General features: G+C 69.1%; 16 protein-coding genes and 1 pseudogene. 6 read left to right on the plus strand and 11 right to left on the minus strand.

The window, feature by feature from the left end; translation table 11 throughout:
* Window positions 1-19: 19 nt before the first annotated feature.
* Both VFV19_10695 and VFV19_10700 read right to left on the minus strand, forming a co-directional pair.
* Window positions 20-622 (minus strand): annotated as a pseudogene (locus tag VFV19_10695) (sigma-70 family RNA polymerase sigma factor).
* Window positions 623-782: 160 nt separating this feature from the next.
* Window positions 783-1691: a hypothetical protein gene (locus VFV19_10700; protein HEX4824775.1), complete on the minus strand. Its 909-nt coding sequence runs from the start codon at window positions 1689-1691 to the stop codon at window positions 783-785.
* A gap of 60 nt (window positions 1692-1751) precedes the next feature.
* Between VFV19_10700 and VFV19_10705 the strand changes: the two genes are divergently transcribed.
* Together VFV19_10705 and VFV19_10710 are read left to right on the plus strand one after the other, a co-directional pair.
* Window positions 1752-2363, plus strand: coding sequence for a superoxide dismutase (locus tag VFV19_10705; GenBank protein ID HEX4824776.1), 612 nt, complete (start codon window positions 1752-1754; stop codon window positions 2361-2363).
* A gap of 16 nt (window positions 2364-2379) precedes the next feature.
* On the plus strand, window positions 2380-3240 hold the full coding sequence (locus VFV19_10710; GenBank protein HEX4824777.1) for a M48 family metalloprotease: 861 nt from the start codon (window positions 2380-2382) through the stop codon (window positions 3238-3240).
* A 58-nt stretch (window positions 3241-3298) separates the two neighbouring features.
* Here the strand turns inward: VFV19_10710 and kdpC are convergent, their stop codons facing one another.
* The 5 genes from kdpC to VFV19_10735 all read right to left on the minus strand — a co-directional run bounded on the left by kdpC (window position 3299) and on the right by VFV19_10735 (window position 9109).
* Window positions 3299-3871, minus strand: coding sequence for a potassium-transporting ATPase subunit KdpC (gene kdpC, locus VFV19_10715; GenBank protein ID HEX4824778.1), 573 nt, complete (start codon window positions 3869-3871; stop codon window positions 3299-3301).
* Window positions 3872-3880: 9 nt separating this feature from the next.
* Window positions 3881-5932, minus strand: coding sequence for a potassium-transporting ATPase subunit KdpB (gene kdpB / locus VFV19_10720; protein HEX4824779.1), 2052 nt, complete (start codon window positions 5930-5932; stop codon window positions 3881-3883).
* Window positions 5932-7626, minus strand: a complete 1695-nt coding sequence (gene kdpA, locus VFV19_10725) for a potassium-transporting ATPase subunit KdpA (protein ID HEX4824780.1) — start codon at window positions 7624-7626, stop codon at window positions 5932-5934. The genes kdpB and kdpA overlap by 1 nt, the downstream gene beginning before the upstream one ends.
* Window positions 7626-7715: a K(+)-transporting ATPase subunit F gene (kdpF, locus tag VFV19_10730; GenBank protein HEX4824781.1), complete on the minus strand. Its 90-nt coding sequence runs from the start codon at window positions 7713-7715 to the stop codon at window positions 7626-7628. The genes kdpA and kdpF overlap by 1 nt, the downstream gene beginning before the upstream one ends.
* A 95-nt stretch (window positions 7716-7810) precedes the next feature.
* The gene (locus tag VFV19_10735; protein HEX4824782.1) at window positions 7811-9109 is read right to left on the minus strand and encodes an outer membrane beta-barrel protein; all 1299 of its coding nucleotides are present in this window, start codon (window positions 9107-9109) and stop codon (window positions 7811-7813) included.
* Window positions 9110-9230: 121 nt separating this feature from the next.
* On the opposite strand from VFV19_10735, the gene VFV19_10740 reads away from it, so the two are divergent.
* Window positions 9231-11894, plus strand: coding sequence for a sensor histidine kinase KdpD (locus tag VFV19_10740; GenBank protein HEX4824783.1), 2664 nt, complete (start codon window positions 9231-9233; stop codon window positions 11892-11894).
* Entirely contained in the window at window positions 11891-12583 is a 693-nt protein-coding gene (locus VFV19_10745) for a response regulator (protein HEX4824784.1), read from the plus strand. The genes VFV19_10740 and VFV19_10745 overlap by 4 nt, the downstream gene beginning before the upstream one ends.
* A gap of 72 nt (window positions 12584-12655) precedes the next feature.
* Here the strand turns inward: VFV19_10745 and VFV19_10750 are convergent, their stop codons facing one another.
* Complete coding sequence (locus tag VFV19_10750) at window positions 12656-14044, minus strand: sigma-54 dependent transcriptional regulator (GenBank protein HEX4824785.1); 1389 nt, start codon at window positions 14042-14044, stop codon at window positions 12656-12658.
* Between the two features lie 49 nt (window positions 14045-14093).
* Complete coding sequence (locus tag VFV19_10755; GenBank protein ID HEX4824786.1) at window positions 14094-15938, minus strand: S8 family peptidase; 1845 nt, start codon at window positions 15936-15938, stop codon at window positions 14094-14096.
* Window positions 15939-16164: 226 nt separating this feature from the next.
* Between VFV19_10755 and selD the strand changes: the two genes are divergently transcribed.
* Together selD and VFV19_10765 are read left to right on the plus strand one after the other, a co-directional pair.
* Entirely contained in the window at window positions 16165-17163 is a 999-nt protein-coding gene (gene selD / locus VFV19_10760; protein HEX4824787.1) for a selenide, water dikinase SelD, read from the plus strand.
* Window positions 17164-17245: 82 nt separating this feature from the next.
* Window positions 17246-19675 carry a putative metal-binding motif-containing protein gene (locus VFV19_10765; GenBank protein ID HEX4824788.1) on the plus strand — a complete coding sequence of 810 codons (2430 nt, stop codon included), beginning with the start codon at window positions 17246-17248 and terminating at the stop codon, window positions 19673-19675.
* Between the two features lie 15 nt (window positions 19676-19690).
* Here VFV19_10765 and VFV19_10770 read toward each other — a convergent pair whose 3' ends face one another.
* A complete protein-coding gene (locus tag VFV19_10770) occupies window positions 19691-20449 on the minus strand; it encodes a CPBP family intramembrane glutamic endopeptidase (protein ID HEX4824789.1) in 759 nt (252 codons plus the stop codon).
* The gene (locus VFV19_10775) at window positions 20449-23460 is read right to left on the minus strand and encodes a CHAT domain-containing tetratricopeptide repeat protein (GenBank protein HEX4824790.1); all 3012 of its coding nucleotides are present in this window, start codon (window positions 23458-23460) and stop codon (window positions 20449-20451) included. The genes VFV19_10770 and VFV19_10775 overlap by 1 nt, the downstream gene beginning before the upstream one ends.
* Between the last annotated feature and the right edge of the window lie 12 nt (window positions 23461-23472).

The following is a 23472-nucleotide window of genomic DNA, read 5'->3' on the forward strand; positions in this document are numbered from 1 at the left end:
GCGCCTCGAGCCGCCTACGGAGCCGTCTCAGGCATTTCGCCTCGATCTGCCGCACGCGCTCGCGCGACAACCCCTGAAGGACGCCGATCGCCGCGAGGGTCATCGGCGGCTCGCCGTCGAGCCCGAAGCGGCGGACGAGCACGGAGCGCCAGAGCGGGGGAAGCTCGCGCGCCAACTCGGTCACGACGCTCGCCGCCTCGTCGAGGAGCAGGCTCTGGAGCGGCGGCACGGCGGCTTCGTCGGAGAGCACGTCGCTCCAACGGTGCGCGGCGCCCGGAGAGACGATGTCGTCGAGCGACACGTCCCCGCGCGAGCGCCGGTTGAACGGCCGCGACCCCGGGCGGCGCACGACGCAGGCGTGACGCGCGATGAACGTCTGCATGCGTCGGCGCGCCCACCACGCCGCGTAGGTCAGGAACTGGACGCCGCGCGTCGGGTCGAAGCGCAGCGCCGCGTCGAAGAGACCGATGCGCCCTTCCGCCTCGAGGTCCTCGCGCGCGACGCCGGAGCTGTGGAACTCCCTTGCGATCCAGGAAACGAAGTTGACGCCGGACAGCGCGGCGACCCATGCCTCTCGGGTCGCTGCGGGAGCCGTCCGACGTTCGTCGATCGACTCGCTCATGACATCCCCCCTTGCCTCGACTATCTAACCCGTCACGCTGCCGGCGCGAAAGCAAGAAGACGTGGGCGAGGAGGAATGTGCGGATATCAGATCCGCACGTGAGAAGAGGAGGACAGCTTCCAAGACCTGGAATGCGGAGTATTGGAAGCTGTCCCCTCTCCTACCGATGTTTTCCAGCGGGGTCGAAGCGCTTCATTCCGGAGGCAAGGCGTACCGCGAGGACGCCCTTCGGTTCGAGCGCCCACGACGAAGGCTCGTCGTCGGTCCCGTATTTCCAGCCGTAGGTCCACGCCGACTCGCCGGGACCGAAGACGGTGATGCCGCGCTCCCACCGGGGGTCGTCCGCGAACGCCAGTTCCGCCGCGACGAATGTGCCGTCGGGGGAGGCCTCGATGCGGAGCGTCTCCCCGACCGACTCGGGCACGCGCACGCGCTCGCGCCCCGTGGGATCGAGAAGGCGGAGGTCGCAAGGGCCTTTGCGCGGGAGGAAGGTGCTGACGGCGAGACCGCCGTCGCGCGGGATCGCGACGAGGTCCTTGACCCACCGGCTCGACTCCAGCGTGATTTGCCAGCGGCCGTCGGGGTGCGCGGGGTCGATCATCGTGAGCGTCGTCGCGCCGCGAATCGTGTCGCCGGCCGTCGACGTCGTGCCCGGGGTCATGTCGACGCGGCTCACGTAGCGCGTCGAGGCGACGACCGCGGTGCGATCGTCCGACGCCACGACGGCCCGCTCCGTGACGCCGGTCTCCTCCGTGACGAGGCCGCGCGGGTCGCCGGCGTTCGAGGTCGAGTGCGCCGAGACGAGCCCGCGGTCGCGCACGCACAGTCCGTCCTTGAACACGAGGAGGCGGGTGGCCGCCGCGACGTCGCTCTTGTAGCTCTTCGGGATCGCGAGCGCGCGGTACTCCGGCGCATCCTTCGAGACGACGTCGACGCGCGACGCCGTCGAGGTGACGGTGCCCGTCGCCTCCTCGCCGCCGCGAGGCACGGTATGCGGCGACCGGATCCAGGGGAGTCCGGCCCAGAGTCCCGCCGCGAGCAGCAAGGTGCGACCGATCGACGGCATCATCCCCACCATTCTACGGACGCCGCGCTACAATGCCCGTCACACCTCAGGAGGTCACCCGCAATGGCATTCGAACTCCCCCCGCTCCCGTACGCCTTCGACGCCCTCGAGCCTCACATCGATGCGCGGACGATGGAGATCCATCACGACAAGCATCACGCCGCTTACGTGACGAACTTGAACAAGGCGCTCGAAGCACATCCGACGTTCCAGACGCAGTCGCTCCATCAGATCCTGAGCGGCCTCGCGAAGGTGCCCGAGGCGGTCCGGACCGCGGTGCGCAACAACGGCGGCGGCCACTACAACCACACCCTCTTCTGGACGCTCATGAAGAAGGGCGCGGGAGGCGAGCCGAAGGGCGGCCTCAAGACGGCGATCGACGGAGCGTTCGGCTCGTTCGCGGAGTTCAAGGCGAAGTTCGCGGCCGCGGGGCTCGGCCGGTTCGGCTCGGGCTGGGCGTGGCTCGCGGTCCGGGACGGCAAGCTCGGGATCGAGTCGACGCCGAACCAGGACTCGCCGGTCATGGACGGCGGCGTGCCGGTTCTCGGCTGCGACGTCTGGGAGCACGCGTACTACCTGAAGTACCAGAACAGGCGCGCCGACTACATCGAGGCGTGGTGGAGCGTCGTCGATTGGTCGAAGGCGGACGAGCTCTACACCGCGGCGAAGGCCTGACGAGCGGCGCGGCGCGATGGGCGAGGCGTTCGAGGCCCCTCAGCGCCGCGGATTCGGCTGCGGCCTCCGGTTCCTGATCGCCGGCGCGATCGTCGCGTTCGCGCTCTTCCGCTACTTCACGCAGACCGAGGTGAACCCGGTCACCGGCGAGAAGCAGCACATCGCGATGTCCGTCGATCAGGAGTCCGCGCTCGGCCTCGAGTCGGCGCCGGTGATGGCGCGCGAGATGGGCGGGGAAGTTCCCTCGTCGGAGCCCGCGGCGAAGCTCGTCACGTCGATCGGCAACAACGTCGTCGCGAAGAGCGACGCGAGCCGCTCTCCTTATACCTACGACTTCCATCTCCTGCGCGACCCTCAGACGGTCAACGCGTTCGCGCTCCCGGGCGGTCAGGTGTTCATCACGTACGGCCTCCTCGGCAAGCTCGAGAACGAGGCGCAGCTCGCCGGCGTCCTGGGCCACGAGGTCGGCCACGTCGTCAACCGCCACGGGGCCGAGCACATGGCGAAAGGCGAGCTGGGCCAGCTCCTCACCGTCGCGACCGGCGTCGCGGGAAGCGACGACCGCGGCGGCGGCCAGCGCGCCGCGATGATCGCCGCGATGGTCAACCAGCTCGTGCAGCTCAAGTACAGCCGGAACGACGAGCTCGAAGCGGATCAGTTCGGCCTCAAGGCGATGACGGAGGCCGGTTACGACCCGCAGGCGATGCTCGGCGTCATGCAGATCCTCGAGGACTCGTCGCACGGCGGGGCGCCGCCGGAGATGCTCTCGACGCACCCGTACCCCGAGCAGCGGATCCAAGCGATCAAGAGCTGGCTCGCAGAGAAGTATCCGAGCGGCGTGCCGCACGAGCTATCGACCGGCGGTGCCCTGAAATAAGGGGACAGCTCCCGAATTTCGACCTATCGCTCTCCGTCGGAATTCGGTAGCCGTCCCCTTATTTCAGGGCATCGAGTGCGAGGTTCAAGCGGAGGACGTTCACGCGGGGCTCGCCCAGGAGGCCGAGCGTGCGGCCCTCGGTGGTGTCGTCGATCAGCGCGCGGATGCGCTCGGGGTCGAGGGCGCGCGCCTTCGCGATGCGCGGCACTTGCCATAGGGCGGCTTCCGGCGACACGTGTGGGTCGAGCCCGCTGCCGGAAGTGGTCACGAGCTCGATCGGCACGGGGCCGGACGCATCGGGATTCTCGGTCTCGAGGCGTGTGACGTCGGCCGCGATGCGGTCGATGAGCGCCTTCGACGTCGGGCCGAGGTTCGAGCCGGACGACGCGCTCGCGTCGTAGCCGTCCTTGCCGGCGGCGGACGGTCTCGGCTGAAAGTACTTCGGGTCGCGGAAGCCCTGGCCGATCAGCTCCGATCCGACGACGACCCCGTCGCGCGTCACCAAGCTCCCGGCGGCCTGGCGGGGAAAGACCGCGCGCGCGATCGCGGTCACCGCGAGCGGGTACGCGATGCCGGTCAAGACCAGCGTGACGACGGTCATCCGGAGCGCGACGGCGAGGTCACGGCGCACGCACGACTCCTACGTGAGACCGATCGCGCCGAGGATCATGTCGATCAGCTTGATCCCGACGAACGGTGCGACGAGCCCGCCGACGCCGTAGATCAGGATCGATCGGCGGAGGAGCGCCGCGGCGCCGAGCGGGCGGTAGCGCACCCCTCGGAGCGCGAGCGGAATCAGGGCGACGATGATGAGCGCGTTGAAGATGACCGCGGAGAGGATCGCGCTCCGCGGCGAGGCGAGGTGCATCACGTTGAGCGGCGCGATCTCGGGGAAGACGGGGATGAAGAGCGCCGGGAGGATCGCGAAGTATTTCGCGACGTCGTTCGAGATCGAAAACGTCGTCAGACACCCGCGCGTCATGAGGAGCTGCTTGCCGACCTCGACCACCTCGAGGAGCTTCGTCGGGTTGCTGTCGAGGTCGACCATGTTGCCGGCCTCGCGCGCCGCTTGCGTTCCGGTGTTCATCGCGATCGCGACGTCGGCCTGAGCGAGCGCGGGCGCATCGTTCGTGCCGTCGCCGGTCATTGCGACGAGCTTGCCCTTCGCCTGCTCCTCGCGGATGAGCTTCAGCTTCATCTCGGGCGTCGCCTCGGCCAGGAAGGTGTCGACGCCGGCCTCGGCGGCGATCGCGGCGGCGGTGAGGGGGTTGTCGCCGGTGATCATGACGGTCCGGAGGCCCATCGACCGGAACTTCGCAAATCGCTCCTTCAGCCCGCCCTTCACGATGTCCTTGAGATGGATGACGCCGAGCACCCGGGGACCGTCGGCCACCGCGAGCGGAGTGCCTCCGGACCTCGCGATCGTCGCGACGATCGTCTCGATTCCCACCGGGAGGCGGCCGCCGAGCGCTTCGACGTGGCGCGCGATCGCGTCGACCGCCCCTTTCCGGATGACGCGGCCGTCGAGGTCGCATCCGCTCATCCGCGTTTGCGCGGAGAACGCGACGAAGCGGGCGCCCTGATCGCCGATCTCGCGTCCTCGCAGGCCGTAGCGCTCCTTGGCGAGCACGACGATCGAGCGGCCCTCCGGCGTCTCGTCGGCGAGCGAGGCGAGCTGCGCGGCGTCGGCCAGCTCGTCCCTCGTCGCGCCGTCGGCGGTCAGGAACTCGGTCGCCATGCGGTTGCCGAGCGTGATCGTGCCGGTCTTGTCGAGGAGGATCGTGTCGACGTCGCCCGCGGCCTCGACGGCGCGTCCGCTCAGCGGGATGACGTTGTGGCGGATCAGCCGGTCCATCCCCGCGATTCCGATGGCGGAGAGCAGGCCCCCGATCGTCGTCGGGATCAGGCAGACGAGGAGCGCGACGATGACGGGGGTCGTGAGCTGAAGCCCCGAATAAACCCCGATCGGCACCAGGGTCACGCAGGCGATGAGGAAGATGATCGTCATTCCCGAGAGCATCACGTGAAGGGCAATCTCGTTCGGCGTCTTCCGGCGCGTTGCGCCCTCGACGAGACCGATCATGCGGTCGAGGAACGACTCGCCGGGATCGACGCCGATCCGGACGACGATCCGGTCGGAGAGGACGCGCGTGCCACCGGTCACCGCAGAGCGATCGCCGCCGCTCTCGCGGATGACCGGCGCCGACTCGCCCGTGATCGCCGACTCGTCGACCGATGCGATCCCCTCGATGACCTCGCCGTCGCCCGGAATCGTCTCGCCCGTCTCGACGACGACCTCGTCGCCGCGCCGCAGCGCCGACGCGGGCACGCTCTCCTCGCGCGCGCCCGCGCGCCGGCGTGCGACCGTCTCTTTCCGGAGGCCGCGCAGCGCGTCGGCCTGCGCTTTCCCGCGTCCCTCCGCGAGCGCTTCGGAGAAATTCGCGAAGACGATCGTGAACCAGAGCCACAGCGCCACCTGGAGCGTGAACCACGCCGGTGCGGCGGGAGGGGCGGAGGAGAGCGCGTCGCGGATCCCGATGAGCGTCGTGACGGCGCTTCCCACTTCCACCACGAACATGACCGGGTTCCTCGCGGCGACGCGCGGGTCGAGCTTCCGCAGGCTGTCGGCGAGCGCCGCACGCACGATCGGGCCGCTCCACGCGGACGCGCGACGGGGCCGAGCGGCGGGCATCAGAAGACCTTGCCGGTGTTCGCGAGCACGTGCTCGACGGCCGGGCCGAGGGCGAGGGCGGGGAAGAAGGTGAGCGCGCCGACGACGAGGATCACGCCGACGACGAGCCCCGCGAAGAGCGGCCCCGCCGTCGGCAACGTTCCCGGCCCGGGCGCGACCACCTTCTTCGCGGCGAGGCTGCCGGCGATCGCCAGCGCCGGCACGATCATGAGGAACCGCCCCGCGAGCATCGCGATCGCGAGGGTCACGTTGTACCAGGGTGTGTTCGCGTTCAGTCCCGCGAACGCAGAGCCGTTGTTGCCGGCGGCGCTCGTGAAGGCGTACAGGATCTCGGAGAATCCGTGGGGACCCGCGTTCGCCAGGGACGAGGTTCCGTACGGGGCCACCGCGGACCACCCCGCGAAGGCGAGGATGACGAGAGGGAAGATGAGGACGTAGAGCATCGCGAGCTGCACCTCGCGCGTCTCGATCTTCTTCCCGAGGTACTCGGGAGTCCGGCCGACCATGAGCCCCGCGATGAAGACCGACAGGATCGCCATCACGAGGATTCCGTAGAGCCCCGCGCCGACGCCGCCGAACACCACCTCGCCCATCTGGATGTCGAAGAGCGGCACGAGACCCCCGAGCGGGGTGAAGCTGTCGTGCATGCCGTTGACCGCGCCGCACGAGGCGTCGGTCGTCACGACGGCGTAGAGAGCGGTGTTCGCGATGCCGAAGCGGACCTCCTTACCCTCCCAGTTGCCTTCGCCGCGCGTGACCGCGAGACGATCGACGATCGGGTTGCCGCGGGCCTCGGCCCAGTAGGCGACCCCGACGCCGCCCGCGAAGAGGAACGCCATCGCGCCGAAAAGGGCCCAGCCCTGCTTCTGATCCTTCGCCATCCTGCCGAACGCGTACGTGAGCCCGGCGGGAATCACGAAGATGAGGAACATCGAAAGGTAGTTCGTGAGCGGCGTGGGATTCTCGAACGGGTGCGCGGCGTTCGCGTTGAAGAAGCCGCCGCCGTTCGTGCCGAGCTGCTTGATCGCCTCCTGCGAGGCGACGGGGCCCATGGCGATCGTCTGCGTCCGTCCCTCGAGCGTCGTCGCTTCCCTGGAGGGCGCCAAGTTCTGGATCACTCCCTGGGACACGAAGAGCAGCGCGAAGACGATCGACGCCGGCAGAAGCACATGAACGGTCGCACGCGTCAGATCGACCCAGAAGTTGCCGATCGTCGGCGACTCGCGACGCGTCAGCCCGCGCGCGAGCGCGAAGGCGACCGCGATCCCCGCGGCGGCCGAGATGAAGTTGTGCCACGCGAGCCCGGCCATTTGGCTCAGGTAGCTCATCGTCGTCTCGCCGGCGTAGCCCTGCCAGTTCGTGTTCGTCGTGAAGCTCGCCGCGGTGTTGAACGCGGAGCCGGCCGCGACCGGCCCCAGATGCTGCGGGTTCCACGGCAGCAGGAGCTGGAGGCGCTGGATCGCGTACGTGACGAGCATCGTCGCCGCGCTGAAGACGAGCAGGCTCGCGGCGTACCGCGCCCAGCTCTGCTCCTCACCGTCGGCGCGGGACAAGCGAAGGACGAGGCGCTCGAGACCGCCGAGCGGACGGAGCTCGCCTTCCATCACGCGGTGAAGGAAGATCCCGACCGGGCGCGTGACGAGGAGCACCGTCGCGAAGAAGAAGACGATCTGGGCCCATCCATTGAACGTCATCAGAAGCGCTCCGGCTTCAAGAGCGCGTAGACGAGATAGCCGAGGAGCAAGAGCGCCAGGAGAAGGCCGGCGGCGTACTCGACGCTCATCGCGAGCCCCGAACGATGCGGTCGCACCAGCGGACGTACGCAAGGCAGACCCCGAAGAAGAGCGCCGTGGCGGCGACGAACGCGACGTCGAGCATTCAGATCTTGACCAGGATGGCGAGGGTGAACCGGTTCTCGGTTTTCACGAGATCGGGAGACCAACCGGGAACCGGCGTCGCCGGCGTCCCGGTGTTCCCTCCGGGCGGTGTGATCCCGCCGGGCCCGGAGAAGTAGGGGACGCTCGCGAACCTATGGTTGAATTCGGCGCGAAACGTGACGAACGGCGACGGCATCCAATCGAACGTCGCCGAGGCGTCCCAGGCCCGGTAAGGGTCGCCGGGCGCCGCGGTGAAGTACGGCGAGCCGGTCGTGGCGGTCGCGCCGTTGATCGGAGGGATGAGCACGAGGTAGCGGCCGGGGTTGTCGATCGCGCCGCCGCCCAGCGTCACGGCGTAGCGATCGCGAGCGAACCAGAGGCGGCCGTACGTCATGAAACCCAGGAAGTACTGAGAGCCGCAGCCGACACCTCCGCCCGATTCGCAGCCGGCGTCGAGTGTGAGCGTCATCGCTCCCTTGGAAAGCGCCGCCGCGGGCCGGTCGTAGAACTTCCACTGAACGCTGTCGTCGGTGTGAAGGCGCTTCCGGTCGGCGATCCCGAGCGTGTCGGTGCCGTAGTACTGGTTGCCGAGAATCGAGAGCGATCCGTTCGGCCTAAAGAGAACCTGGACGCCGAATCCGGGCGCGTCGTTGAATTTGCCGTACGACTGCCATCCGTTCACGATCCAAGGCTCGATCTTGAGCTTGTCGCTCGGGAAGATCTGGACGCGCACGCCGTTGAAGAACCACGGCGTGTTCGACGACACGAACGACGGCTGGTAAGCCCAGTTGTCGAACTGGTAGTAGCTGAACAGACCGACGTACGACATGAAGATCCCGGCGTCGACGTTGATGCCGTTCATGACGTCGAAGTGGTAACCGCCGTACGCCTCCGACAGATACCGGTAGGCGCCATCGAGGTTCCACTGCCCGCGAGAAGTGCTCGCGTCGTTCCTCGGGGTCGTCTGCGAGTACATGCCGAGCTGCGTCATGAGACGGCCGCGCACGTTCTTCCAATGGAGGTCGCCGCCGGCGCCGAGCTGCGTGAGCTGGAACTCGCCCGACCGGAAGATCTCGCTCGACCCGCCGATCGTGTCGTCCTGGGGATGATCGAGGCTCTCCGTGTAGTTCACGTCGATGCGGAACTCCGCGGTGAACACGTCGTTGCCGAGCGGTGACTCGTTCGTGCGGGGGTTGCCCGTCAGCCAGGTGAAATCCGCGAAGGTGAACGGCTCCGGCGGCGCGGCGCAGGCGCTTCTTGCCGCGAAAAGAACGGCGGCGGCAAGCGTCACGCATCGCATGAGGAAACGCTATCCACCCTCCCGTCAGGGCGGTCTCAAAGCTCGGCCGGACCGCGTCAAGTCCGCATCAAGAAAGGTCTCCCGTGCGGCACCCGGCCCCGGCGTGATACACACTGCCCGCGTGGGTGAATTCGCCACACGCGCCGACCCCGACGCGCTGCTCCGGCGCGTCCAAGCGGACGAGGCTCGAAGCGGCCGCGCCAAGCTCAAGATCTACTTCGGGTTCGCCCCGGGCGTCGGCAAGACGTTCGCGATGCTCGAGACCGCGCGCTCGCTCGCGGCCGCCGGCGCCGACGTCCTCGTCGGCTGCGTCGAGACACACGGCCGGAGCGAGACGCAGGCGCTGCTCGATGGGCTCGCCGTCCTGCCGCGGCGCGCGGTGGAGTACCGCGGCGTCACGCTGCAAGAGTTCGACCTCGAGGCGGCGCTCGAGCGGAAGCCGGCGATCCTCCTCCTCGACGAGCTGGCGCACACGAACGCGCCGGGCGTGATCCATGCGAAGCGCTGGCAGGACGCGCTCGATCTCCTGGACGCCGGCATCGAGGTCCACACGACCCTGAACGTGCAACATGTCGAGAGCCTGAACGACGTCGTCACGCGCATCACGACGGTGCGGGTACGCGAGACCGTGCCCGACGCGCTTCTCGAGCGGGCCGATCAGATCGAGCTCATCGACCTCCCGGCCGATGCGCTGCTGGCACGCCTGCGTGAGGGGAAGGTCTACGTCCCCGACCTCGCGGCGCGCGCGCTCGAGAGCTTCTTCCGCGAGGGGAATCTCCTTGCCCTTCGCGAGATCGCCCTGCGGCGGACCGCGGACATCATCGACGCCGACGTCCGCGCGTACCGCGAGGCGCACGCGATCGCCACGCCGTGGCCCACCGCGGAGCGGATCGTCGTCGGCGTCGGTCCAAGCCCCTCCTCGGCCGGCCTCCTCCGCTCGGCGCGCCGGATGGCCGACGGTCTTCGCGGGTCGTGGACGGCGGTGTGGGTCGAAGGATCACGACCCCTCGGCGACGACGACCGGCACCGTCTCGAGGCGAACCTCAGGCTCGCGGAGTCGCTCGGCGGCACCGTCGTGCGCCTCTCCGGCACGAGCCGCGCCGACGCGATTCTCCGCTATGCACGGCGCCACAACGCGACGCGCCTCATCATCGGCCGTCCGACGCGCTCGCGGTTGCGCGATCTCCTGCGCGGCTCCCTCCTCGAGGAGCTGGTGCGCGGGAGCGGGGGCATCGACGTCCATGTGATCTCGGGCGCCGCATCCGAGGAGGCGCTTCCTCTCTCCGAGACCTCCGAGCGCCCGAGCGAGTGGCCCGCGTACCTCCTCGCCGCCCAGCTCGTCGCCGTCGCCACGATCGTCTCGTTCGTCGTCGATGCCTACCTGGCGCCCGCCGACACCGTCATGACGTTCCTGGTCGCGATCATCGTGTCGGCGCTGCGCGTCGGGCGCGGGCCGTCCGTCTTCGCCGCGGCGCTGTCGGTCGCGGCGTACGACTTCTTCTTCGTCGGGCCGCGCTTCACCTTCGCGGTCTCGGACACGCGGCACGTCCTCACCTTCGCGATGATGTTCGGGGTCGGGATCCTCCTGAGCGAGCTGACGCGCCGGCTTCGAACGCAAGAGCGCGAGGCGCGCCGTCGCGAGGCGTACACGGCCGCTCTGTTCGCCTTGGCGCGCGATCTCGGCGCCGCGGCCGACAAGCCCTCGGTCGCGGGGGCGATCGCCGCGCGCGCTTCGGACGCGTTCAACGGGACCGTCGCGGTGCTCCTGGCGGAAGGGGAAGGTGAGCTCCGGGAAGTGGCGCGCTCCGGCGATGCCGTCCTCGATGCGCGCGACCGCGGCGTCGCCCGATGGGCGCACGAGCACGGGCGTCCAGCGGGCCTCGGCACCGACACGCTCCCCGGCGCGGCGGCGGCGTGCGTTCCCCTTCGCACCGATGCCCGAGGTCTGGGCGTGATCGCCTTCGTGCCGCGCGTGCCCGGACGGGTCCTGGACGGCGAGCAGCGGCATCTCCTGGAGGCGCTCGCGCGCCAGGCGGCGCTCGCGATCGAGCGCGTCGTCCTCGCGGCGGAGGCGAAGGCGTCGGAGCTGCGCGCGCGCACCGAGAACATGCGCAGCTCGCTCCTGTCGGCGGTGTCGCACGACCTCCGGACGCCGCTCGCCGCCATCACCGGCGCCGCGACCTCGCTTCGCGGCGACGAGGCGGCGGTGCACCCGGAGCAGCGGCGCGAGCTGATCGAGACCATCTGCGAGGAGTCGACGCGCCTCGAGCGGCTCGTCGCGAATCTCCTCGAGATGACGAGGGTCGAGGCCGGCGCGATCGAGGTCCACCGCGAATGGGTTCCGGCCGAGGAGATCGTCGGCGCCGTCCTCACGCGGCTCGAGGGCGCGCTCGCCGGCCGGCCGGTCCACACGAGCCTCGATCCCGCGCTGCCACTTCTGCCGGTCGACCCCGTGCTCGTCGAGCAGGTGCTGATGAACCTCATCGACAACGCGATCAAGCACACTCCGGCGGGATCTCCGATCGATGTGTTCGTCACCGGCGACGCCGATCGGATCATGATCGAGGTCGCCGATCGCGGACCGGGGCTGGCTCCCGGCTCCGAGGAGCAGGTCTTCCAGAAGTTCCATCGTGGCGCCGCACCGGGAATTCCGGGCGTCGGCCTCGGTCTCGCGATCTGCCGCGGCATCGTCGAGGCGCACGGCGGCACGATCAAGGCCGCGAGCCGCACCGGCGGCGGCGCGAACTTCACCGTGACGCTGCCGGTCGTCGGGTCGGCGCCTTGAGCGCGCACGATCCGCTCGTCCTCATCGTCGAGGACGAGCCGCAGATGCGGCGGTTCCTGCGCGCCGCGCTCACCTCGCGGCCGTTCAGGATCGTCGAGGCGTCGACCGCCGCCGAGGCCGTGGTCGCCGCGACCTCGCACAATCCGGAGCTGGTGCTCCTCGACCTCGGCCTTCCCGACGGCGATGGAATCGAGCTGACGCGCCGCCTGCGCGGCTGGAGCGCCGTCCCGATCATCGTCATCTCGGCGCGCGGTCGCGAGACGGACAAGGTCGAGGCGCTCGACGCGGGCGCCGACGATTACTTGACGAAGCCGTTCGGCCTCGACGAGCTGCTCGCCCGCATGCGAGTCGCGCTGCGTCACGCGCGCGATGCGTCGGGGGGCGGCGAGCCTGTCGTCGAAGTCGGCGGCCTGCGCATCGACCTCGACCGAAGGGAAGTCGCGAAAACGGGGGAGCCGATCAAGCTCACGCCGATCGAGTTCCGCTTGCTCGCCTACCTCGCGCGCCATGCCGGCCGCGTCGTAACCCACGCACAGATCCTGCGCGAGGTGTGGGGCGGCGCTTCGACGGCGCTTCCGCACCACGTGCGTGTCCACATGGCCGATCTGCGCTCGAAGATCGAAGACGACCCAGCGCGCCCCAAGCTCTTGATCACGGAGCTGGGAGTCGGATACCGCCTGCGAGAGTAATGGGGACATTCTGCTTTTTCTTTCAGAGCTTCTGCCCTTCGAAGCTCTGAAAGAAAAAGCAGAATGTCCCCATTACTGTCCCCGCTTCCCGAGCTTCGCGTAGAGCGTGCTGCGGTGGATGCCGAGCTTGGACGCGGCGAGCTTCTTGTTGCCGCCGCACGCGGCGAGGATCTCGAGGATGTGCGTCGTCTCGACGTCGGCGAGGCGCACGTCGGGGACGGCGGGAAGCGGTGCACGGATCGACGACGGCAGATCGCTCGCCTCGATGCGCCCGCGACGCTCGAGCACCACGAGGCGCTCCATGAGGTTCTCGAGCTCGCGTACGTTGCCGGGCCACGTGTGCGCCGTCAGTGCGTCGAGGGCGCCGGGCGCCAGCTCGGGAACGTCGCGGCCGAGGCGCGAGGAGGCGCGTGCGAGGAAGTGCGCCGCGAGCACGGCGACGTCGTCGGGCCTCTCGCGGAGCGCCGGCACGCGGAGCGGGATCACGTTCAGCCGGTAGAAGAGGTCCTCCCGGAACGCGCCGCCGCGCACCGCGGCGTCGAGATCGCGGTTCGTCGCCGCGACGAGGCGCACGTCGGCCTCGAGCGTCTCTTCGCCGCCGACGCGCTCGAAGACGCGCTCCTGGAGCACGCGCAACAGGAGGAGCTGCGTCGCCGGAGCGATCTCGCCGATCTCGTCGAGGAAGAGCGTCCCACCGCGCGCCAGCTCGAAGCGCCCGCGCTTCAGCCGCGCCGCCCCCGTGAACGCGCCCCGCTCGTGGCCGAACAGCTCGCTGTTGAGCATCCCCTCGGAGTACACGACGCAGCTCGCCTCGACGAACGGGCCGGTCTTGCGGAACGAGCCGCCGTGGATCGCGCGCGCGAGCAGGCCCTTGCCGGTCCCGCTCTCGCCGGTCAGGAGCACGGTGGCGTCGGACCGGGCGACCTCGCGCAGGTCGGCCACGAGGCGCCGCATCGCCGCCGAAGCCGTCACGAGCGTAGCGAACGGGTCGTCCTGGGCGAGGCGCTCCTCGAGATCGCGGGCGCGGCGCCGCTCGGTCTCCAGTTCTTCTCCCATCCGCCGTCGTGCGGCGCCGATCGTCCGGAGGTGCGACGCCTTGCAGGCGACGTCGAGCAGCTCGCGCGGCGGCACCGGCTCGAGGAGCACGTCGTGCGCGCCGCGGCGGAACGCCTCGCGCACCGTCGCCGCGGTCACGCCCGTTCCCGCCATCACGAAGAGGGTCGCCGGACGCTGCGCCTTCAGCGCCTCGAGGAGCGCGAGGCTCGCATCGGGGCCCAGGGCGAAGTCGAGGAGGACCAAGTCCCAATCGACCGAACGCACGCGGGAGAGCGCGTGCTCCTGATCTCCCGCGACCTCCACCTCGTGATGCGCTTCGTCACGGAGGACGTCGAAGCACGCCTGGAGCAGGTGCCCCGGCGGGAGCGCCGCAAGGATACGGATCGGTGTCGCGTTCTCCGACATGCCCCGAACGTCGGTTCGACCGGCGTCCGGGGCAAGGCGACGAGCAAAATCAGCGGCGGCTAAGCGTCGTCGGGCCGGCTTTCAGCGTGGTGGGCGGAGGCGCCGTGGTCGCCTGCACGGTCCGGCCGACCTTGGTCAGGTGCGTCCGGAACGGGAGCTCTCCGCGCACGAGGACCGAGTCGCCCCAAACGGCGGTATCGCCCCAGACCGCGGTGTCCCCCCACACGGCGGTGTCGCCCCAGACGGCGGTGTCACCCCACACGGCCGTGTCGCCCCACACCGCCGTGTCGCCCCACACCGCCGTGTCGCTCCACACAGCGGTGTCGCCCCAGAGCTGGCCGATGTCCTCGATCCAGACGACCCCGACGAGGCTGGGGTCCTCGTAGACGTGGGGTGACGGCGCGCGCTCCGCGACCTGGGTCGCCGCGAGCGCGCCGGGGAGGTTCACGAGGCCGGCGCCGAAGGTGAACGGCGATTTGCCCATCCGCTGCGCCGACGCCATGAGCCGCGCCTTCACCGTCGCCGGAGTGAGCGACGGGTCCTTCTCGAGCATCTGGGCGACGACGCCGGTCACGATGGGCGCCGACATGCTCGTCCCCGACAGCTCGAAATAGTTCGTCTGTGCGAAGAGGAGGAGCGGGTCCTTGGTGTACGAGCGCAACGGGACCCTGAGCACCGGGAAGAGCGTGTCGAGCGTGCTCCCCGCGGCGCGCAGCGAGTCGATCCGGTTCCCCGGCGCGACGACGTCAGGCTTCAGGATGTGGTCGGGCCACGTCGGGCCGCGCGACGAATAGCTGGCGATGTCGTCGTCGCCGGTCGAACAGGTGCCGAGGTCCTTCGACGCGCCGACGGTGATCGCGTCCGGGGCGACGCCGGGGGAGGTGATCGATCCGAAGCCGAGCGAGCCGAAGTTCCCGGCCGAGACGACCACGACGATGCCGGCGGCGTTGAGCGCCTCGGCCGCCTGACACAGCGCATCCTTCGAGCACGTCTCGACGACCGGCGAGCCGAGCGACATGTTGACGACGCGGATTCCGTAGTCGACGTGATGATCGAGGACCCAGTCCACCGCCTTCAGCACGTCGACGACCTGGCCGGAGCCGTCGGCGCCGAGGACGCGCAAGGACACGAGCTTCACGTCGGGCGCGACGCCCCGGAAGGTATGGATCGCATACGGCCCCGACGACGCGCTGCCGTTGCCGCCGATGATCCCCGCGACGTGCGTCCCGTGGCCGAATTCATCGGACGCCGAGCCGCCCTGCGACGACCAGCGCAGCACGACACGGTCGACACCTGCCGCGTCGCGGAGATCCTGATTCGTCCCGATCCCCGAGTCGATGACGGCGACGGTGACGCCGCGGCCGGTGTAGTCGGTGACCGGCACCGGCGTCGGCTGGGGGAGGATCGAGCTGACGGCCTGCACGAGGTTCGACGTCGTGTTGACGCCGCTCGAGGCGCCGATCGTGCAGAGCGCGGCATCGAACGACGACGGCGCAACGCGTCGGTTCGGCGCGATGTGCGTGCTCGCGGTGTCCGCCGCCAGATCGGCGAGCTTGTCCGCCGGCACCGTCGCGACGTAGCCGTTGAACGACTCGAACGCGCTCTTGTCGACCGTCCCGCCGAGCGACTGGATCAGGGCCGCGATGCGCGCCTGCTCGTCCGCGGTCATCGGGCGGTCGCTGCCGACGACGACCTGCATCATCGTCGCCGGCGTGACCGTCTCGACGATCTCCGCGAGGTCGTCGGCGACGTTCGCGAGATCGGTGAGGTCGATGACGGACGTCCCGCCGCCGCTGCCGCCGCTATCGATCGTCCCGGAAGCGGCGAATGCCGGAACGAAGCCGGCGATCGCGGCGATCAAGAGCGCGGACACGAATCGGGACCGGTTCGTCATCGGGGTCTCCTCGCGGGATCCCGTATCGCAAGCCGAAGGCCAGAGACGAAAGGTCGGAACGGCGCGGCTGGACGCAACCGCAGTTCATGAGGCTGTCGGAATCCAGGACACGTCCGACACGACACGGCACGACACGAGACCTGCTACGCTCTTCGCGATGGGCGAGCGCACGAACAAGACGATCCGCCTGACGAGCTACGCCGCCTGCGCCGGTTGAGCGAGCAAGATGGGCCCGGCGGCCCTGGCGCAGGTGCTGCGTCCCATTCGCTCGATGTTCGATCCGGCCGACTACCCGGATCTCCTGCGGGGGCTCGATTCCCCGGACGACGCGCTCGTGTGGAAGCTCGACGCCGAGCGCGCGCTCGTCCACACGGCCGATTTCTTCCCGCCGGTCGTCGACGACCCGTACGCCTTCGGTGCGATCGCCGCGGCGAATGCGCTCTCCGACGTGTACGCGATGGGGGGGAAGCCGATCTTCGCGATCAACCTCGTCGGCTTCCCCGACGACATGGACCCGGCGATCCTCACCGCGATCCTGAAAGGCGGCGCCGATAAAGTTAAGGAAGCGGGCGCCGTCGTCGCGGGCGGCCACACGACGTCGGACAAGGAGCCGAAGTACGGCCTCGCCGTGACGGGGATCGTCCACCCGGACCGCGTCCTCGCGAAGGGCGGCGCGAATCCCGGTGACATGCTCGTGCTGACGAAGCCGCTCGGCACCGGCATCGTCACGACCGCAGGTAAGAGGGAGAAGGTCGACCCGGTGCACATGGACGCCGCGATCGCGAGCATGATGCGGCTCTCGGCGACCGCGGCACGCGTGCTCGGCGAGGCGCACCCACACGTGCATGCGCTCACCGACATCACCGGCTTCGCGCTCGTCGGCCACGCTCACGAGATGGCGCACCTCTCGGATCTGACGTTCCGCTTCCGCTGGGACGCCTTGCCGCTCCTCCCCGGCGTGAAGGAGTACGCGCTCGCCGGCCTGCTCCCCGGAGGCGGCCGGCGCAACGCCGGCTACTACGCGCCGTTCGTCACGCTGCCCTCGACGCTCGAGCCGTGGCAGAGCGACGTGCTCCACGACCCGCAGACCTCGGGCCCTCTGCTCGCCGCGGTCGCACCCGAAGCCGCCGATCGCATCGTCCGCGCCCTTCGCGAGGCGGGTGAGCACGCGTGGATCGTCGGCGAGGCGATTGCGGGTCGCGCGGGCGGCATCGAGATCGTCTGATTCCTTCAATTCCCTAACAAGATAGATAGCGGCCCACACGCGCGGACGGTTGTACTTTCAGTGCGACTCAAGGGGCAGGTCCATGCGTCTCGCTCATCGCCTCGTGTTCGTGTTTGCGTCTCTCGCGGCGCTCCTCGTTCCCATCCGTGCGCGCGCCGACTTCATGAAGACCCTCGACCGGCGCTTCCCCACCGAGTACTGCCCGATCGACAACGACGACAACGATCTGACGTTCACCGCGGCGAGCGACCGCGTCACGATCCGAGTGCAGGCGAACAACTTCAGCGGATCGAGCTGGAACGCAAACCGCCTCGACAACTTCACGATCGTGCCGAAGGCGACGTTCGACGCCCATCGAATCGTCACGCCCAATTACGGCATCTGCTTCGTCGATCCGCCCGGACCGGCCAACTACCCCGGCTACGACTTCTCCGCAGCCGGAACGACCGAGACCTTCTTCGACCAGTTCGACACGAACGCCGCCGCATGGGACCTGACGAACCACGCCTGGTGGGACAACGTCGACTTCCACGCCTCCGCGCCGCACAGCTCATCCGCCAACCCCAACGACTTCAGCGGCGGCGCACTCGCCCTCGGCCGTCAAGAAGACGGCGCTATCCAGGCCCAATCGGACGTCACCGTGACCGGCCTCACGCCGGGGACGCTCTACGTCATCACCGGCTGGTGGTCGACGCAGAACCTCAACACGCTCACCTTCACCATCATCACGAATCCTTGCCACGACAACGACGGCGACGGCGTGACCGACTGCGCCGGCGACTGCAACGACGCCGATCCCAAGATCCACCCCGGCGCCGCCGAGGTCTGCGACGGACGCGACAACGACTGCAACGGCCTCATCGACGACAACGCCGCGTGCGTCAAGGTCTGCTCGACGCCTTCCAAGATCGGGAGCGACCTCCGCGTCACCAACGCGCAGTTCGACTCGTCGCACGCCTCGATCGCGTGGAACGGCGTCGACTACGGCATGGTCTGGCACGACAGCCGGAATGGCGACCAGGAGATCTGGTTCACGCACATCACGCCGGCGGGGGTCAAGGTCGCGCCCGAGGTCTCCGTCACCGGCTCGTGCTCCGACTGCACGAATCCGCGCGTCGTCTGGAACGGCAGCGAGTACGGCGCCGTCTGGAGCCACAACGGCGCGATCTCGTTCCGCCGCTTCGACCGCAACGGCACGCCAATCGGCACCGAGGTCCCGCTCCTCGACCCCGCGAACGGTGGCACCAGCCCCGATGAGCCCGACCTCGTCTGGACCGGCTCCGAGTACGGCGTCGTGTGGGACCAGTTCGTCAACCAGCAGCAGATCCGCTTCGTCCGCATCGACAGGACCGGCAATACCCTGAGCCAGTACATCCACGTGACCGACGACACGAGCTTCAACGGCAACTCGCTCCCGCGGATCGCGTGGAGCGGCTCGAAGTACGGGATCGCGTGGCGTGGCAACGGCAGCGGCCAGAGCCAGATCTTCTTCGAGCTGGTTGATCCGCGTCAGGGCCCGACCCTGCCCGCGACGCAGGTCACGACGCACACCTCCGGCGTCAACGTCCCGACCGTCGCCTCGAACGGCAGCGAGTTCGGCGTCGCCTGGGAAGACTTCCAGACGTTCGCCGAGATCTACTACCAACGGATCAGCGCCGCCGGCGCCAGAGTCGGGAACCCCGTCCGCATCACGAACGCCGCCGGCATCTCGAGCGACCCGTCGATCGCCTGGACCGGCTCCGAGTACGGCGTCGTATGGGATGACGACCGCACGAGCTCGGGCAACCCGGAGATCTGGTTCACGCGCATCTCGAGCGCCGGCGCCAAGATCGGCTCGGACATCCAGCTCACGACGCTCGGCGATCAGTCGGTCAGCCCCAGCCTCGGCTGGGGCGGCGGCAAGTACGGTGTCGCGTGGAGCGACACCAGCAACCTCACCGGCGACGTCGAGATCTACTTCCTCCGCGAAGGCTGCAACTGTGTCGATGCGGACGGCGACGGCCAATCGAGCTGCGTCGACTGCGACGACACGCGCGCCACGGTCTTCGGCGGCGCCACGCAGCTCTGCGGCGACGGCCTCAACAACGACTGCAACAGCGCGAGCTGGCCTCTCCTCGCCGGCACGAACGAAGCCGACAACGACGGCGACGGCTTCAGCGTCTGCATGAACGACTGCAACGACGCCAACGCCACGATCTGGGCCACGCCCGGCGAGGTCCGCCTGCTGATGGCGACGAGCAAGACGACGTTCATCTGGTCGGCGCCGTCGGCACCCGGCGCGGCGTCGCTCCTCTACGACACGCTGCGATCGCCCACGCCGACGAACTTCACGACGTCTGCGACGTGCGTCGAGACGAACGACGGCCCCAATACGACCTTCACCGATGCGACGAATCCCGCGGTCGGTGCCGGCCTTTACTACCTCGTGCGCGCGGAGGACGCGTGCCCGTCGGGGCAGGGGCCGCTCGGGTTCAGCACGGCGGGCGTGATTGCGGGGAGGACGTGTCCGTAGAGCGCCCGTCGAAGATCACCGGCCTAGAGACAACGGCATCAGAGCGCCACTTGCGGCGAGGTCGTGCGAAACGAATCCCACGTTCGCGACGGTGTGCAGCAGTACTGCGGGAAGCAAGTTGTTCTTCTCTTGAGTCACCCAAGTCATGACCGCTCCGAGGATCAGCGCGCGAACAATGACAAACCAGTCTCCACCGAAGTGCGCGATCACAAAAAGCAGGAGCGACGCCGCACCGGCCAGAAACTTCGTGGTCGACGCGTTCCAGTGAACGAGCAGCCAGCCGCGATAGAACGTCTCCTCACCTACTGAGACCGAGAAAGAAACCAGTACGATCAACAGGACCGAAGATGCTCGAACCGGGCTGACGTTGAGAAGCAGTCCTCGGGCACTTGTCCAGCCGACGAGTCCAAGTGCCACGGCGTACGCCGTCGCCACGTCTGGTGTCGTCTCGCCTGTCAGAACGACTGGGCGGCACATCTGACGCACGCGCGGGTCGGAGCAGGACAGCACTACTGCGACAGCGGACCAGAGGACGCCCCCAGCGAGCGGAGCCCACGTTTGCGTAAGCATGAACGCTCGGTGGGCCACCACCAAGCCCAGGCCGACAATCCCCGGAACAATCGACAGAAGCACGGCGCGCCTGCGCCGAAAAGAGTCTTCGGGCCGTGGGGCGCTTCCGCTCGCATTCGTCCGTCTGCGTTCCAACTCTGCGAAGAGAACGGCAAGGACAAACGTCAAGAAGATCGTCATGACCAAACGAACGAAGCGCAGCATCACCTGAGCCCCGTCATCACGAACGCCGCCCAGTAGAACGGCGCCGAAGTCGCAACCTCGCCGCGCACCTTTTTCTTCGCCGCTGCGAGGCCTGCCGCGTAGTCCGGCGACTTTGCCGCGCCGATCGTCTTGAAGAACTCCGCGACGAGCTTCGCTGTCGAGGCGTCGTCGACCTCCCACTGGCTCGCCACGACGCGGCGCGCGCCGCGGGCGAGGAAGCCGCGGCTGAGCGCGAAGACGCCTTCACCGGCGACGGTGGTGCCGGCGTGCGTCGCGCAGGCGGAGAGGACGGCGAGATCGGCGTCGAGCTTGAGGTCGTAGATCTCGAAGAGCTGAAGCAGGCCGTCGTCTTCGGGGGAGGGCGCGCCTGCCGGCGGGGTGAGCGCCAGCGCGGCGAGCAGATCGCCGCGGCCTTCGTCGACGACGCCGTGGACCGCGAAGTGGAGGAAACGCTTCGCCGGCATGACGGCACGAACAGCTCGCTCGCTCGCCTTGTCGTCACGAAGGACCACCGCGGGGATCCCGACCGCTTGAATGACGGCGTCGCTCTCCGCGGCGGTGCCCGGAAGCCGCGGCCAGCGCGCTCCGGTGTAGGCAGGGTCGGCGACACTGAGCAGCCCGTCGGTCGCAGGCGCTGGACGCTGCGCCAGAGCGCGAAGCAGGGTCGCGGAGACCGCGTAACGCACGGCGGGACCGTCGTCGAGCCAGTAGCGCTCGCCGATCCGGAGCGCGTCGAAGGGAAGACGGATCAGCGCCGCATCCGGGACGATCACGAGTTCATGCGCCGTCTTCCATCCGGCGCGAGTCGCTTGCGGAACGAGGATCCCGTAGAGCGCAGCGAGCGTCTCGCCGCTCTCGTCGGGGAAGCCTTCGGCGGGGCGGCGCGAGAGAGCGGCCAGGAGACCGGTGGGAGCGTCGAGAACCGAAGTGAGCGAGGAAGCCGTCAGCGGGCCGGCCTTGACGCCGAGCGTCTTCGCCGCGAGCGCATCGACGGTCAGCTTCTGAGCGGTGGCGGGCGCGGGAGCCGCGGGCACGTCGATGAGCCAGCTCGCTTTCTCGCCGACGACATAGACGTAGAAGCGCTCGTCCTTGCCCAGGAGGGCCTGCGCGTCCTTGAGCGTCGCGGGGTCGCCGCCGGACGACGCGCGCCAGAGCGTGCTCGCGTTCTTCGTTTCCTCGTCGACGCGACGAAGGCTGGAAGTCGCAGTCGCGAGCTGCTTCCTTGCGTCGGTGAGCCGTGTCTCGCGCTCCGCCGGAGCGAGGTCGTCGCGGGCGAGGAGGGCGTCGGTGCGCGCCTGCCATTCGGCGACCGACGATCGCGCCGCGGTCTCTCGCGTCTTCAGCTCGGTGCGTGCCGGTTCGGGAATTCCTTGGCGAAGGTCCACGCCGGCGGAGGCGAGCTGTTCGAGGAGGGCGCGGCCGCGCTTGCGCTCCGACCAGGTGAAGGCGTCGCCGATGCGGCTCCGCGTCAGGAGCAGATCGACGAGCCCGTCATAGACCCCGGCGTACTTCGCCAGGAACTGCGCACGCGTCGCTTCGCCACCTCCCGCTCGTGGCCTGAGTGATTCGATCGTGCCCGCCGCCGTCGTGAGATCCTTCTCGGCGCCGGCGAAGTCGCCGTTCGCTCGCGCGAGTCCCGCCCGGATCGTCCGGGCGTCGATCGCAACGTCGGGATAGGTCTGAGACGCGTCGAGAATGGTGATCGCGCGGTCGACGCGCGTCTTGGCTTGCACGGGTTGTGAGGAAGACTCGGCGCGCGCGACCTCGACCAACGTCGCCGCGACGTCCGGGTGAGTGGCGCCGAGCGCCTTCTCGCGGATCGCGAGGGCGCGCTTGAGCGGCGGCAGTGCCGCCTGCGGTTTTCCGGCGCCGGCTTCGAGCACGCCGCGATCGTGCAGGGCCTGCGCGAGCAACGGATGGTCGGGTCCCAGTGATTTCTCGAGCAGCGCGATCGACCGGTCCGACAGCTTGCGGGCTTCGTCGACGCGTCCGGTGTCGCGATAGAGAACGCCGAGCTGGCCGTAATGGGTCGCGAGATCGGGATGATCCTCGCCGAGCCCTTTCTTCGCCAGCTCGATCGATTTCAGATAGAGCGGCTCGGCTTCGGCAGCGTTCCCCTCGAGCCTGTAGATCTCGGCGAGGTTCAGGTAGCCGACCGAGAGATCCGCTGGGTCCGGCTGCGGCGCCGCTTCGCGGAGCGTCAGCGATCGCCGTGTCAGCGACTCGGCGTCCGCGAGGTTGCCTTTGTCCTTGAGGAGGCCGCCGAGGTTGTTCGTCAATCGTGCGACGAGAGGGGAGCCGTCGGGACCGAGCTTCTCGGCGCCGTCGATCGCGTCGCGGAACGTCTTCTCCGCTTCGTCGAGGCGGTCCTGCTGCCGGTACAGCTCGCCGAGCGAGTTCATCGCGTCGTAGCGCTTGTCGGCCGGCGCCGACATCGCGAGGGTGTACGTGCGGACCGATTCGACGAGCAGCGGTTCGGCCTCGGCGAGGCGGCCCTCGCGCACGAGCACGACGCCGATGCCGTCGAGGCTCTCCGCGATGGCGGGGTCGCCCTTGGGGAGCGCTTCACGGCGGATGTCGAGCGCCTGGCGCTCCGACTTCTCGGCCTCGTCCCACTTCCCGCGCAGGAAGGCGAAGGTCGACATCGTGCTGTAGCTCTTGGCCGTCTCCGCGCCGCGCGGGCCGAACGCCTTCGTGCGCACGTCGAGAGCGCGCCGGAAGGCGTCGGATGCCGCTGCGATCGAGGCGTCCGATCCGGCGGCGCCTTGGAAGACGGCCGCGCCGAGGTCGTCGAGCGCGGTGGCGGCCGCCACGGCGTCCGTCGTCGCCTGGGCCTCGCGCGCTGCGATCGCGTCCTTCATCGCGGCGATCGCCTCGTCGGCCTTCCCGGCCCCGAGAGCGTCCATGACCTTCTGCTCGGCCGGCGGCACGGGCAGCTTCGCCGGCTCCGCGGCGGTCGCGATCGTGAGCGCGAGGATCGTGGCTCCCACCGCTCGCCCGAGAACTATCATGCGGGGCACCTC

It is taken from the genome of Candidatus Polarisedimenticolaceae bacterium, from assembly GCA_036275915.1.
GTDB lineage: Bacteria > Acidobacteriota > Polarisedimenticolia > Polarisedimenticolales > DASRJG01 > DASRJG01.